The sequence below is a fragment of the Brevundimonas diminuta genome (assembly GCF_022654015.1).
Taxonomy (GTDB): domain Bacteria; phylum Pseudomonadota; class Alphaproteobacteria; order Caulobacterales; family Caulobacteraceae; genus Brevundimonas; species Brevundimonas diminuta_C.
Genome location: NZ_CP073063.1, coordinates 987,635 through 1,001,348, shown reverse-complemented (window position 1 = coordinate 1,001,348; position 13,714 = coordinate 987,635). Strand labels below are relative to the sequence as shown.

Annotated in this window: 13 protein-coding genes; 5 read left to right on the top strand and 8 right to left on the bottom strand. The window is 68.2% G+C overall.

From position 1 onward, the window contains the following. Position 1: 1 nt before the first annotated feature. The 6 genes from KAK88_RS04810 to KAK88_RS04785 are packed head-to-tail and all read right to left on the bottom strand — an operon-like array spanning position 2 to position 3,756. Complete coding sequence (locus KAK88_RS04810; RefSeq protein WP_242078100.1) at positions 2-1,252, bottom strand: DNA-packaging protein; 1,251 nt, start codon at positions 1,250-1,252, stop codon at positions 2-4. Then, complete coding sequence (locus KAK88_RS04805; protein WP_242078099.1) at positions 1,146-1,676, bottom strand: hypothetical protein; 531 nt, start codon at positions 1,674-1,676, stop codon at positions 1,146-1,148. Before KAK88_RS04805 ends, KAK88_RS04810 begins: the two co-directional genes overlap by 107 nt. Before the next feature lie 29 nt (positions 1,677-1,705). After that, positions 1,706-2,161, bottom strand: a complete 456-nt coding sequence (locus KAK88_RS04800; RefSeq protein WP_242078098.1) for a YcgN family cysteine cluster protein — start codon at positions 2,159-2,161, stop codon at positions 1,706-1,708. 40 nt (positions 2,162-2,201) lie between these two features. Beyond that, a complete protein-coding gene (locus KAK88_RS04795) occupies positions 2,202-2,540 on the bottom strand; it encodes a DMT family transporter (protein WP_242078097.1) in 339 nt (112 codons plus the stop codon). Continuing rightward, a complete protein-coding gene (locus KAK88_RS04790; protein ID WP_242078096.1) occupies positions 2,537-3,115 on the bottom strand; it encodes a TetR/AcrR family transcriptional regulator in 579 nt (192 codons plus the stop codon). The genes KAK88_RS04795 and KAK88_RS04790 overlap by 4 nt, the downstream gene beginning before the upstream one ends. Positions 3,116-3,168: 53 nt before the next feature. After that, a complete protein-coding gene (locus KAK88_RS04785; protein ID WP_242078095.1) occupies positions 3,169-3,756 on the bottom strand; it encodes a hypothetical protein in 588 nt (195 codons plus the stop codon). Between the two features lie 103 nt (positions 3,757-3,859). On the opposite strand from KAK88_RS04785, the gene KAK88_RS04780 reads away from it, so the two are divergent. Further along, complete coding sequence (locus KAK88_RS04780) at positions 3,860-5,677, top strand: ABC-F family ATP-binding cassette domain-containing protein (RefSeq protein WP_242078094.1); 1,818 nt, start codon at positions 3,860-3,862, stop codon at positions 5,675-5,677. A gap of 42 nt (positions 5,678-5,719) precedes the next feature. Here the strand turns inward: KAK88_RS04780 and KAK88_RS04775 are convergent, their stop codons facing one another. Beyond that, positions 5,720-5,893, bottom strand: coding sequence for a hypothetical protein (locus tag KAK88_RS04775; RefSeq protein WP_165115604.1), 174 nt, complete (start codon positions 5,891-5,893; stop codon positions 5,720-5,722). A gap of 92 nt (positions 5,894-5,985) precedes the next feature. Here KAK88_RS04775 and KAK88_RS04770 point away from each other — a divergent pair, with 92 nt between their 5' ends. Next, complete coding sequence (locus KAK88_RS04770) at positions 5,986-6,954, top strand: alpha/beta hydrolase (protein ID WP_242078093.1); 969 nt, start codon at positions 5,986-5,988, stop codon at positions 6,952-6,954. On the opposite strand, the gene KAK88_RS04765 is transcribed toward KAK88_RS04770, so the two are convergent. After that, positions 6,951-9,821, bottom strand: coding sequence for a PAS domain S-box protein (locus KAK88_RS04765; protein ID WP_242078092.1), 2,871 nt, complete (start codon positions 9,819-9,821; stop codon positions 6,951-6,953). The two genes, KAK88_RS04770 and KAK88_RS04765, sit on opposite strands and share 4 nt — an antisense overlap. Before the next feature lie 727 nt (positions 9,822-10,548). Here KAK88_RS04765 and KAK88_RS04760 point away from each other — a divergent pair. From KAK88_RS04760 to KAK88_RS04750, 3 genes are all read left to right on the top strand, one after another. After that, a complete protein-coding gene (locus tag KAK88_RS04760; RefSeq protein WP_242078091.1) occupies positions 10,549-11,589 on the top strand; it encodes an ABC transporter substrate-binding protein in 1,041 nt (346 codons plus the stop codon). A gap of 95 nt (positions 11,590-11,684) precedes the next feature. Beyond that, positions 11,685-12,587, top strand: a complete 903-nt coding sequence (locus KAK88_RS04755; RefSeq protein WP_242078090.1) for a hypothetical protein — start codon at positions 11,685-11,687, stop codon at positions 12,585-12,587. Next, a complete protein-coding gene (locus tag KAK88_RS04750; RefSeq protein ID WP_039244673.1) occupies positions 12,584-13,699 on the top strand; it encodes a DUF2336 domain-containing protein in 1,116 nt (371 codons plus the stop codon). Before KAK88_RS04755 ends, KAK88_RS04750 begins: the two co-directional genes overlap by 4 nt. The last annotated feature ends 15 nt before the right edge of the window (positions 13,700-13,714 follow it).

Here is a 13,714-nt window from a genome sequence, read left to right as displayed (position 1 = left end):
TCTAAAGCCCCCGCAACCGCGGTCCCGCCGACTGCGGCCCCAGCATCAGCCGCGTGATCGCCCACACCAGGGCGTCGGCCCGATCCGGGCTGGGTCCGCCCTCGCTGCCCAGCGCCAGCATCTCTTCCTCCAGCGCCGGGAAGGCGTCGCAGTGGACCACCCGCCCCTGTTCGTAGAGCAGGGCCACCGGCTCGGCCCGCGCCGCCTTGGACCGCGAGGCGTGGACCATCTCGATCCGGCACGGACAGGCGCTGATGGCCAGGACCGAGCGCACCATGTCGCCGCCCTGATTGCTCTCGGCGACCACCTCGTGCGCGCCGAATTCGTGCGCCGCCGCGCTGACGGCCCCGCCCCAGCTCTGGGGCGAGCGCCCCTGCACCGTCCGGTCGGCCAGCACGAAGGCCTGGCGACCTTTTCGCCCGACCACCACGATGCCGCAGGCGTCTCCGGTCGCGGTCGCCGGCGGATCGACCGCCACGAAGATCCGGTCCAGTTCGGCCGGCCGCGCGCCCCTGGCCCGCTTCAGGTCCGCAATGCGGAACAGGGCGCCCTCGCCCTCGACCACCACGCCTTCCAGCTCCTGCGCCGCCAGCCGCGTCCCGCCATAGACGTCGTTCAGATGCGCCAGAAAGCCGGGCGACAGGTTCTGCGCGTTCAGCGCCGTCGCCGCCCGTTCCGTCACCGTCCCCGCCTCGGCCATCAACCGCCTCAGCGCCGGGATCGGCCGGGGCGTCGTCGTCACCGCCAGCAGCGGCGAGGCCCCCAGCCTCAACCCGAACCTCAGGTTCGACAGCACCATCTCCGGCCGCCGCCAAGCGCAGAACTCGTCCGCCCAGGCCGCGTGAAACTGCGGCCCCCTCAGACTGTCGGGATCCTCGGCCGAAAACGCGTAGGCGGCCGACTGATTGTCCCAAACCAGCCGACGCCGCCCCGCCTCCCAACGCGGGCGGTCGCCCGGCTCCGCCAGCGCCTTGATCCCCGACGCCCCCTCCACCATCACCTCGCGCACATCGTGCAGGGCGGGGCCGACCAGGGCCAGGGTGATGCCGGGCAGCTCTCGCGCCATGATGTCGATCCAGACCGACCCGGCGAAGGTCTTGCCCGATCCCCGGCCGCCCAGCAGCAGCCAGGTCTTCAGGTCGTCGTCAGTCGGCGGAAACTGATGCTTCGCCAGCCGACAGTGATTGCGATGCAGCCTTAGCTCGCGCTCTTTCAGCAGCTTCGGCGTTCTTCTCTTCCAGAATTCGATCAAGCCGCGCGTATTCAACGAGCAGTTCTCTTCGGATTCGCTCGTCCTCGGCGGGGTCGTAGGTTCGTCCACCCATCTCGTCCTCTTCGTTGTCGCTCAGGCACAGCAGCCGCATCGCCTCGACCGCCTTGGCCGACCGCGCGATCACCCCGATCTGGCGCGCGACCTTTTCGGCGACGGCGGCGTCCTTGACGTCGGTCTCGCAGACGCTCTTCGCGGTCTCCTCGATCTTGGCCTTCATCATCAGGAACAGGGGCTCCATCCACCCCGCGCAAGACGCAGCCGTCTCGCGCGCGCCGCAGCCGCTCTCTTCGTCGTCCTGATTTCCCGTCATGCCCAAACCATAGCGGACCAGCGTCCTCAGGCCGGAAGAACGCTCACATAATTCGCCAACGGATTGTTTTCGCAGCCTTTCAACCAGCGTCATTGCGCTGGCTAGGGGGTGCTACCCTATCACTACCGGCCCCGCTCGACCGCCCATTCCGGCGCCTCGAAATCCAGCGCATCCTCCGGCTCGGCCAGCGACAGCTCCGAAATCGTCTGGCCCCGCACCGACACGCCCGCCGTATGCACCGTCTCGCGACTGCCCGAGATCAGATGATGCCATTTCGCCAGCGGCCGCCCCTCGTGCAGCCGGCGATAGGCGCACGACTTGGGCATCCATTCCAACGCCTCGATATTGCCGGGCGTCAGCTTGATGCAGTCCGGCACCTGGGCCTTGCGGTTCGCATAGTCCGAACAGGCGCAGGCCTCCGGATCGAACAGCTTGCAGTGCACCCGCGTCGGAATGACCTCGCCCGTATCCTCGTCCTCGAACCGGATCACGCAGCACAGCCCGCACCCGTCGCACAGGCCCTCCCACTCGGAAGGCGACATCTCGGCCAGGGTCTTGGTTTCCCAGTAGGGCTGCATGGCGCGCCTCATACGCGCCGCGCCGTCGCTTGTCACAGCCTCAATGCCCGACGGTCTTGGAGAACAGGTTGATCACCGCCACTCCGCCGACGATCAGCGCCAGCCCGACCATGGCCGGCAGGTCCAGCCGCTGGCGGAACACCACCGTTCCGATCACCGAGATCAGCACCACCCCCAACCCGCTCCAGATCGCATAGGCGATCCCAACCGGCATCTGCCGCAAGGCGAGCGACAGCAGGTAAAAGGCGAGGGCGTAGCAGACCGCCATCCCCGCCGTGGGCCAGACCCGGGTGAACTGCTGCGAGGCCTGCAGCATCGTCGTGCCCGCCACCTCCAGCGCGATGGCGCCCAGCAGCGCGGCCCACGTCACGAGACTCATGCGTCGTTCGCCGTGATCGGATGGCCGGGCGTCAGCAGCGACAGCAGCGCCTGTCTCTGTTCCGGCGACACCGCATGGGTGCCGAACAGGTCCGACATCCACAAGCCGTCGGCGATCAGCCTCAGCATCAGGGCATCGTCCGCCCCGACCGGATCGCTGGGATCGTCCACCTTCACCTTGTCGATCCAGCCGTTCCAGCGTTGCGCCAACGCCGGATCGATGGCGCAGGCGGCCATGATGACCCTTCCGATGCTGACGTCCTGCGGCGTCACCGGCTCATTGACCGTCGCCCTAAGATAGGCCCGCGCATTCCGGCCATAGGGTTCGGGATCGCGTGCCGCCTCGGCCAGAATCGTGTCCGTATGCATCCGCCCCAGATGATCGACCATCCCCTCCAACAGCGCGATCTTGCTGGAGAAATGATGCAGCAGGGCGCCCTTGCTGACGCTCGTCCGCCCCGCCACCGCATCCAGCGTAAAGCCTGACGCCCCCAGCTCGGCGGCGACCTCCAGGGCTTTTTCAATGATCTCGGCGCGGGTGTCGTCGGGCGCGCGACGGCGTGTGGTGCTGTCCATCTCCGCTACATACCAACCGGACGGTAACTGTCAATCCGCCTTCGTTGCCAAGGTCAGCGCGGTGTCCGCCGTCGGCTCCAGGCCACCCAGGCGATGCCGATGACCGACAGGAATACACCGCCGAAGAACGCCCCCAGCGCCGACAGGATGGTCACAAACATCCCGGTCATGAAGCCCCGCCCCACGGCGATCACGGCCTGCGGCCCATCACGGCCGTCGTAATCCGCCGACACGCGGTAGGTCCCGGCCCTGTCGATGCGGAACGCCTGGATCGACTGCCCTTGCCGTCCGCCGAACGTATAGGTCGAGCTGGCGCCTGGCGTCCGCGTCGGCACCGCCGTTCCATCCGCGGCCTGGACCTTCACCGCCAGTCCGTTCACGTCCTCGACGACATAGACCCGCCCATCGACGACGCTGCGGTATTCGAGGAAAACCGTGTGGTCGCCCGGTTTCAAGGCCAGATCGCGGCCGCCCGGCACGACGATCTGCTCCAGCCCGTCGTCCAGCGCCGGCAGTTTCGTCGCCAGCAGCACGACCATCGCCACGATCCCGCAGATCGCCGGCAGCGCGGCCAGCAGATAGAAGATCCGCCCCGGCTTTCGTTTTGGGGCGTCCCCGCGTCCGTTCGACGTCATATCCATCCCTGCATCCCCCGCGTGCAAACCGCGCACGAACTACACCGTGTCGGCCGCTAACCGTCAACGCCGATGGCGGTTGGCCTTCCCCTCATCTATATGGCCGCCCATGGCAGCCAGACCCCCACTCGTCGCACTCAAGGACGTCCGTCTTCAGGACGGCCAGCGCCCCCTCTTCGACGGCGTCGACCTTGCGGTCGAACCGCGCAGCCGCGCCGCCCTGGTGGGGCGCAACGGCGCGGGCAAGTCCACCCTGATGAAGGTCGTCATGGGCCTGATCGAGCCGGACAGCGGCGACCGCTCGATCCAGTCCGCCGTCCGCTTCGCCTATGTGCCGCAGGAGCCGGTCATCACCGGCGAGACTCTGCTGGACTATGCGTCGTCGGGCGAGGCCGAGACCTGGACGGTCGAAAGCTGGCTTGAAACCTTCGGCCTGAACCCGGCGAAGTCGACGCAAGGCCTGTCTGGCGGCGAGACCCGCCGCGCAGCGCTGGCCAAGGCCTTCGCCGAAGAGCCCGACCTGCTGCTGCTGGACGAGCCGACCAACCACCTCGACATCCTGGCCATCGAACTGCTGGAAAACGAGCTGATCCAGGCCCGGTTCGCCCTGCTGGTCGTCAGCCACGACCGCGCCTTCCTGAACCGCGTCACCAACACTGTCCACTGGCTAGAGGGGCGCCGCGTCCGCACCCTGAACAAGGGCTTCGTCGAGTTCGACGAATGGTCCTCCAAGGTGCTGGAGGAAGAGGCCGAATCCCTGCGTCGCCTGACCAAGACCATCGAGCGCGAGACCGCCACCTTCTACTCCTCCATCACCGCCCGCCGCAGCCGCAACGAGGGCCGCGCCCGCTCGCTTCAGGCGCTGCGCGCCGAACGCGCCGAGAAGATGAAGGACGTGCCGCGCGAACTGTATCTCGGCGTCGATTCCGGCTCGACCTCGGGCAAGCTGGTCGCCGAGATCAAACACGTCTCAAAGGGCTTCAACGGCCGCACCCTGTTCAAGGACCTGACCACCCGCATCATCCGCGGCGACCGTCTGGGCATCGTGGGTCCCAACGGCGCGGGCAAGACCACCCTGGTCAAAACCCTGCTCGGCGAACTCGCGCCCGACGAGGGCACGGTGCGCATGGGCGCCAATCTCGAGCCGGTTTATCTGGACCAGTCGCGCGAGGGGCTGAAATCGGACATGACCCTGTGGGACGCCCTGACGCCGGGCGGCGGCGACAGCATTCTGGTGCGCGGCGTGTCCAAACACGTCGCCGCCTACGCCAAGGACTTCCTGTTCTCCGAGGCCCAGCTGCGTCAGCCGATCTCGACCCTGTCGGGCGGCGAGCGCAACCGCCTGCTGCTGGCCCGCGCCCTGGCCAAGCCGGCCAATATGCTGATCCTCGACGAACCGACCAACGACCTGGACATGGACACGCTGGACAAGCTGGAAGAGCTGCTGGAGGGCTATGACGGCACCCTGATCCTGGTCTCCCACGACCGCGACTTCATCGACCGGCTGTCCACCTCGACCCTGGCGCTGAACGGGCGCGGCGACATCGTCGAGACCCCCGGCGGCTGGACCGACTTCATCCGCCAGAACCCCGGCTTCCTCCAGCCCGGCGCGAACCCCCGACCCCAGGACAAGGCCGCCGCCCAACGCGCCGCCGCGGCGCCCCCGCCCGCCGTTGCCCCAAAGAAGACCGCCAAACTCTCCTTCAAGGATGCCCACCGCCTGAAGGAGCTGGAAGCCCTGATCGAGGCGTTGCCCGCGACTATCGCCAGACACGACGCGACCCTGGCCGACCCCGGCCTCTACGCTCGCGATCCCAAGGCCTTCGACGCCGCCATGAAGGCTGCCGAAAAAGCCCGCGCCGACCTGGAATCCGCCGAACTGGAATGGCTGGAGCTGGAAGAGAAGAAGGCGGCTCTGGCGGGTTAGAGACCGAACGGCTCGTCACCCTGGCGAGGACGGCTTGAGGTCCTAACCCTGACTGTCTGGATCCCCGGGCGGCGTCTTGGCCGCGCCCCGGTTCTGCATCACGCTGACGGCGATGCAGGCGACCAGGCCGAACGCGAACCACAGGCCGAACTTGCCCGTCAAAAGCCCAATCAGGCCGAAGATCAGCAGGACGCCGAAGGGGGTAAGCCGTTTCATGGGGCGGACGATAACCGGCTTTGTCGTGGCTGACGAGGCTGAGCCGAAGGCGCCGACTTGAAACCAAACCCGCCGCCGCACACTCAAGCTTCATGACCCTGCGCAGCCACCTCGTCGAGTTCGCCCCGCCCCAGCAGGCGGCGGTGCGGCGGATCAACGCCGTCCTCGCCCGCGCGCCGCGTCTGCGCACCGACGGCTGGCGGATCGATGCGGGCCAGCGGCTGTCGCTGTGGCTTGACGCCGCCGCCGGCCGGGTCACCACGCCGCGTCTCAGGAAGCGCGGCGTGACCGTCGAGATCGTCCAGACGGACGGCGATCACCCCGTTCCCTTGCGCATCCTGCATCCGACGGGCACGCCCCGCGCCGTCATCTTGGATATCCACGGCGGCGGCTGGGTGCTGGGCAGCGCGGGGCTGAACGACCGGCTGAACGCCCATCTGGCGCACCATGGCTTCTGCGTCGTCTCGGTGGACTATCGCCTGCTGTCCGAACGGCGCCAGATCTATATCGACGCCGCCATCGCCGACTGTCTGGCCGCCGCCTACTGGACGGTCACCAATGTCGATCGACTGGGCGCCTCGACCCTGTTTCTGGCGGGCGAATCCGCCGGCGGGCATTTGGCCGCCCTGACCGCCGTCGCCCTGCGCGACCAGGGGCTGATCGATCTGGTGAAGGGCTGCGTCTTCACCTACGGCGTCTTCGACCTGTCGGGCACCGAAAGCGTGCGCTCTGCGGGACCAGAGACCCTGCTGTTCAATGGCCCGACGATGCAGGCCGATCTGGCGCGCCTGGCGCCGGATCGCGACGAGGCGGCCTTGCGCCAGTCTGACGTCTCGCCCCTGTATGCCGACCTGACCGGCCTGCCGCCAGCCCTGTTCCTGGCCGGCGAACAGGATCCCCTTTTCGAGGACAGTCTGTTGATGGCCACGCGCTGGGGCGAGGCGTCGGACTCCGACCTGATCCGCGTGCCCGACACCCCGCACGGCTTCCTGCATTTCGGCGGCCCGGCCGCGCGCGGCGCCCGCAAGGCGATCCGCACCTGGCTGAACGCCCGGCTCTAGCGGGCCTCGATCAGTTCGCGAATCCGGCTGCCCAGGGCCTCCATGGCGAAGGGCTTGGTCATGACGTGCATGCCGGGGTCCAGGTGCCCGTTGCCGACCACCGCATTCTCGGCATAGCCGGTGATGAACAGCACCTTCAGATCGGGTCGATCGATCCGCGCCGCATCCGCCATCTGACGCCCGTTCATCCCGCCCGGCAGACCGACATCGGTCACCAACAGGTCGATCCGCGCGCCCGATTGCAGCAGCTTCAGCCCCGCTGCGCCGTCCGACGCCTCGATGCACTGATAGCCCAGCTCATGCAGGATTTCGGCGACCAGCATTCGCACCGTCGGCTCGTCGTCCACGACCATCACCGTCTCGCCAGCCTGGGCGCGGGGGGCCTGTTCGACCTCGGGGATCAGATCGGCGTCGTCCACCTCGCCGAAGTGACGCGGCAGATAAAGGCAGATCATCGCCCCCTCGCCCGCCTCGGAATAGATCCGCACCTGCCCGCCCGACTGGCGCACGAAGCCATAGATCATCGACAGACCCAGGCCCGTCCCCTCGCCAAGCGGCTTGGTGGTGAAGAAGGGCTCGAACGCGCGGGCCGCCACCTCGGGCGCCATGCCCGTGCCGGTGTCGCTGACGCAGATGGAGACATATTGGCCCGGCTCCAGATCCTGAGCCTTGGCCGTGCGCGCGTCGATCCAGCGGTTGCCGGTCTCGATGGTCAGCCGTCCCCCGTTCGGCATGGCGTCGCGCGCATTGATGCACAGGTTCAGCACCGCGTTTTCCAGCTGGTGCGCATCGATCAGCACGGGCCACAGACCGGCGCCGGCGACCACCTCGACCTCAATGCCTGGCCCTGTCGTACGCCGCACCAGGTCCTCCATCCCGCGGATCAGGCGGTTGGGATCGGTCGGCTTGGGATCCAGCGTCTGACGCCGCGAGAAGGCCAGCAGCCGGTGCGTCAGGGCCGCTGCCCGTTTCGCCGCCCCCTGCGCCGCCACGGTGAACCGCTCCACCTCGGCGTGGCGCCCCTGGGCGATCCGGTTGGTGATCAGTTCCAGACTGCCGCTGATCCCGGCCAGCAGATTGTTGAAGTCATGGGCGATACCGCCGGTCAGCTGTCCGACCGCCTCCATCTTCTGGCTCTGACGCAGCGCCTCCTCGGCCTGCATCAGGGCGCTGGTGCGTTCGGCGACCTGTTCTTCCAGCGTCTCGTTGAATCGCGCCAGTTCGGCCGACTGGCGGCGCAGGTCCTCGATGTCAGTGTTGGAGCCAACCCAGCGCAGGATCCGCCCCTCTTCGTCGTGGACGGGCTCGGCCCGCACCATGAAGGTGCGATAGACGCCGTCGTGGCGGCGGATGCGGAACTCGTTCTCATAGACTTGGCCGCTGGTCAGGGCCTGGACCCATCGCTCGGACGCCCAGTCCAGGTCGTCCGGGTGAACGACCTTGCCCCACCCGGTCGTGCCGTCCAACGCGCCCTCTGCAAGGCCGGAATAGGCATAGACCTGCGGGTTGAACCAATACAGCGACCCGTCCGCCCAGCTGGCCCAGATCTGAATCGGCGTGGCCTGGGCGAAGACCCGGAACTGGGCCTCGCTCTCGCGCAGGGCCGCCTCGCTGCGCGCGCGCTCGGTCGCCGAGCGCACCCGCTCCGCCACCTCTCGCATCAGCCTCAGATCGCTGTCGGTGTAATGACGCGGCGTCGCATGATTGACGAACACCATCGCCACGACCCGCCCCTGTTCCATCAGCGGCATGTTGACGAAGGACCCGGCGCTGATGGCCTTCAGAGCCTCGGCCGTATCCGCTGTGCGGGGATCGCGGGCGACGTCGTCAATCGCCACCGTCTCGCCGCGTTTGATGTCCTCGATATAGGACCCGTAGTCGCGGAACGACAAAACGCCGGCGATGCTGCTCACCCCCGGCTGGTTGAAGTCGCGCGCGATGGTGATGGTCTCCGCGACCGTATCCACCGTCCCGTAACCCGCCCGGCTGACGCCCATCGTGCGGGCCAGAACCTCGGCCGAGGCCTGGGCGATATCGCCGGCGTCGGTCAGGTCGCGGATCGCGTCGTTCAGCTCCAGCAGCGCGTTCTGGCGCGTCTCGCTCTGCTTTCGCTCGGTGATGTTGTTGAACAGGATGGCGACCTGCCAGGCGCCCGGCTGGCCGATCCGCAGCGCCTGCACGTCATACCAGCGACCGAAGATGTCGGCCGGGTTTTCGAACCGGACCGGCTCGCCCGTGCGCGCCACGCCGCCATAAAGATCGAACCAGTGCTGCTCCAGGCCTGGCGCGATCTCGCTGACCCATTTGCCGTAGGGGTCAACGAGGCCGGTCATCTCCTCGAAGGCCTTGTTGCCCTCGACGATCCTGTAATCGACGGGCCGGTCGGCCGCGTCGAACTTCATCTCGATGACGCAGAACCCTGTCGCCATCGCCGCGAACAGGGCGCCGTATCGCGCTTCGCTTAGCGCCAGCGCCTGGTCCGCCCGGTGCCGATCCGACACATCCATGCCCTGGATGAAAATGCCCCAGACCCGACCGTCCTCCTTCAGCGGCTGGAAGACGAAATCGACGTAGCGCTCCACCACCTCGCCGCCTGGCTCGGCCTGAACGGCATATAGGGCGCTGTCGGCCCGGTGCGCCTCGCCGGTGCGGTAAACCTGATCCAGCAGGTCCAGATACCCTTGCGCCACCGCATCGGTCAGCACCTCGCCCACCGTGCGCCCGATCACCTCGCGGTGCCCGATCACCTTCTGGTAGTTCGGATTGGTCAGCTCGAACCGATGGTCCGGCCCCGTGACCAGCGCCATGAACCCCGGCGCATGGGCGAACATCTGGGCCAGCTGGCTGCGATTGATACCGATAGACAAGGCGTGGTCAGACCCGGTGCTGGACAACGAATTCCCCCAAGGACTTTTGTCCGTTGATCACAGAACCCAAAGCGCGCCGCAGGGTTGCAGCGCAATGTGTCCGACGCCGGACATAAGGCTCTATCGTCGGCTTTCTGTGGACAAGGCAAGACGCTGATCCGCAATCGCGAATTTGATCCGTCCACCGATGTTCACAGGCTTGTCCACCGCCGCCGGGCCAATCGTGCACATCGGGGCGAGTTCGGACGCTTGCCTCATAGCCGGTTTCGTCCGAACGTCAACAGGCCAAGGGACACGGGGCAGCGGAAATCCAGGGAGACTTGGACCTCCAGCGAACCGGCCCGGCTCTCCGACCCGGCGCTTCGGGCGATCTTTGGATCGTAACGTGCGACAGGCGGGATCCAGGCTCCAGTCCTCGACGGTCTTCGGATCGACGACAGACAGGAGAACCGGATCGGGATCGACGGACGACGCGGACGCAATGCCGTGGGACGCCGAAGACCAGGAGCGCGACAGGATACAGCCGACCGCCCTTTCGGGTTCGCCCGAAACGACGCTGACGCCGAGGTCCAGACCCGAACGGCCAAGTCCAACCCGGACTTGGCGAGGGGACGAAGAGCACGGGTCCGCCCGCACGCTTCGTCCCCTCGCTCAATTGTGGCGCCGACAACGCGGCCGACTGACGCCCCGCCTTCCCAAGGCCCCTATCCCCCCGTAAGTCAGGGGCATGAGCTTGTTGGGGAATCGTCTGCTGACCCGTCGCCGTGCGCTGATCGCGGGCGGGGCGGCTGTGGCGGCGGGGGCGATCGGGCTTCGGGCCTGCGGGCGGGCCGAGGCGCCGGTCGATGAACAGGGCCGGGTACGCCTGCGGTTCGCCACCGACTGGCGCGCCCAGGCCGAACAGGGCGGCTTCTATCAGGCGCTGGCCAGCGGGGCCTATGAGAAGCGCGGGCTGAACGTCCAGATCGTCCAGGGCGGCCCGGGCGTGAACGTGCCGCAACTGCTGGCCTCGGGCGCGGTCGAACTGGGCATGGGCTCCAACAGCTTCATCCCCCTGAACCTGGTCGCGTCCGGCGCGCCGGTGAAGGCGGTCGCCGCCTTCTTCCAGAAGGATCCGCAGGTCCTGATGGCCCATCCGGACGCGGCGCTGGAGACTATCGCCGATCTGGCCGGCCGGCCCTTCCTGTTGTCCGAAGCGGGGATCAGCACCTTCTGGGTCTGGCTGAAGGCCAAATACGGCTTTACCGACGAGCAGCTTCGCCCCTTCGCCTACGACCCCGCCCCCTTCATCGCCAATGCGCGGGCGGTCCAGCAGGGCTATCTGACCAGCGATCCCTACGCCATCGAACAGGCGGCCAATTTCGACCCGCGCGTCTTCCTGCTGGCCGACGAGGGCTATCCCTCCTACGCCGCCATGGTCCTGGCGCCCAACGCCTTCGCGCGCGACAATGCAGCGGCGCTACGCAGCTTCATCGCCGCTTCGGCCGAAGGGTGGCGCGACTATATCCGGGGCGACGCCTCGGCCGCCGACGCCCTGATCCGCAAGGACAACCCGGACATGACCCAGGCCATGCTGGATCAGGCCCGCGAACACCTGCGCGACTACGCCATCGTCGATGGCGGCGACGCGGCGCTTTACGGCCTGGGCGCCCTGACCGAGGAGCGCTGGCAGGCCTTCTTCGACGTGACCTCGAAAGCCGGGGTTTACGAGGCCGGCCTGAACTGGCGCGACGCCTTCACCGACAACTATCTGCCCGGTCGCGGCTGACACGCGGTCGTTGTCGAATCCTGGCTTCACATTAGCGCGGGATTAAGGGTCCGAGCCCTAGTGTATGCGCTGGAATTCCTCTCCGGAGAGCCGCCGTGCGCCGCGCCCTCGCAGTTACGATCGTCCTGACCGCCGTCAATCTGGCGGCCGGCGCCGCCGTGGCGCAACAGGCGCCGACCAACGCGTCGGGCCTGCGATACCTGTCCTGGCCCGGCAAGCCGCAGGTCTCCGCCCGTGCGACGCCGACGCCCGCCGTCATCCAGGCCGAGACGCCTGTCCCGACCGTGACCGCCGCCAACCGCACCCTGCCCGGCGCCATCCCCCTGGCCCGCCTGTCGCCCGCCCCTTCGGTCACCCCCTCGGTCACGACGCCGCGCAGCAACGGCCTGACGCCCGCCAGCGCCTGGATGCCCCAGCGTGCCCCGATGCAGGCTGAGCCTGCACAGACCGCCCCCGTAGAGGCCGCACCCGCAGAGACCGCACCGGTGCAGGCGACGCGCGTCGCGCCCTCGCCCTATGTTGCGGAGCCGCAGCCTTCCGCGCCTCAGCCTCAGCCTGAACCCCAGATGCAGGCCAAGCCGGCGCCTGTCCCGCAACAGGCCGCGCAGGCCGAGCCCGAGCCCGCCCCCCAGCCTGCTCAGGCGGCCGTCGCCGACCCGATGGCCCCGCGTCGCGACGCCCCCATCTATCGCCTGCAACGGCCCCAGGCCGGCGCGCCGCTGGACGCCGCCGCCGTCGCCGCAGGCGGTCAGGCCGCCCCGACGCCCACAGCCGGCGACAACAGCGCGCGCTACTATTCGGTCCACCGCCAGGCCGGCCGTCACCCCGACGCCATCCCTGCGCCGCAGCAGACCTACCTCGACGCCATGCCTGTCCAGATGGCCCAGACGCCGCAGTCCAGCGATCTGGCCCAGCCGGACGGTCCGCCTGCCCTGATCCGCAACGCCAACGGCGCCCTGCGCGCCGTGCCACAGACTGAAGCCGACAACCTGCCATGAACGATCGCGCCGTGATCGAACCTGCCGAGATCAAGGGCTCGCGCCTGCCCGAACTCATCGCCCTGGCCAGCGAGGAGTCCAGCGAGAAGCGTCGCCTGCTGCTGCGCGAACTGACGGCCCACTTCTTTGGCGCGCCGGCGCCCAACGCCAATGAAACCGCGCTCTACGGCACGGTGTTGGCCAAGCTGTCGGCCGAGATGGAGGTCGCGGTCCGCGCCGAACTGGCCGCCCGTTTCGCCCAGGCCCCCAACGCCCCCCACAGCCTGATCCGCCGTTTCGCCGACGACGAGATCGAGGTCGCCGAACAGGTTCTGCGCGCCTCCACCGTCCTGACCGATGAAGATCTGATCCAGGTCGTGCGCAAGCGCAGCCAGGGCCATCTGCGCGCCGTCTCGGGCCGCGCGACGGTGTCCGAGGCGGTTTCCGACGTCATCGTCGAGCACGGCGACGACGACACCTTGAACACCCTGCTGCGCAACGACGGCGCCCAACTGTCGCGCGCCGCCTCCGAAACCGCCATCGAGCGCGCCAAAGCCAATCCGGCCCTGCACGCCGCCACGGTCGAGCGCCAGAGCCTGCCCGCCGACCTGCTGAACGAGATGTATTTCGTCGTCGAGGCCCGGCTGCGTCACCAGATTCTGGAGCAGAACGCGCGCATGGATCCGGCCCTGCTGGAGGCGGCGTTGGCCGCCGGCCGCACCCGGGTCGCCACCGACGACGGCGCCCTGCCGGCCGACTATGCCGAGAACCTGGCCTACATCGACGAGCTTCAGGCCGCCGGCCAGCTGACGCCTCAGACCTTGATCCGCTTCCTGCGCTCCAACGGCCGCACGCCCTTCCTGATCGCCCTGTCCAAGCTGGCCGACATCGACTTCCACACCGCGCGCGGCATCGTCGAGCGCAAGGACCTGGACGCCCTGTCGGTGGTCTGCAAGGCGGCCGACATGGACCGCGCCGTCTATCTGACCTACGCCGTCGCCGTCCTGGGGGCTGAGGACAATCCGATGGGCAAGGCCGCCGCCTACGGCCGCATGTACGGCGAACTGACCCGCGACGCAGCCCTGCGCACCCTGCGCTTCTGGCGCATGCGCCGCACCGCCCAGGCGGCGTAAGCTACACACGCCGGC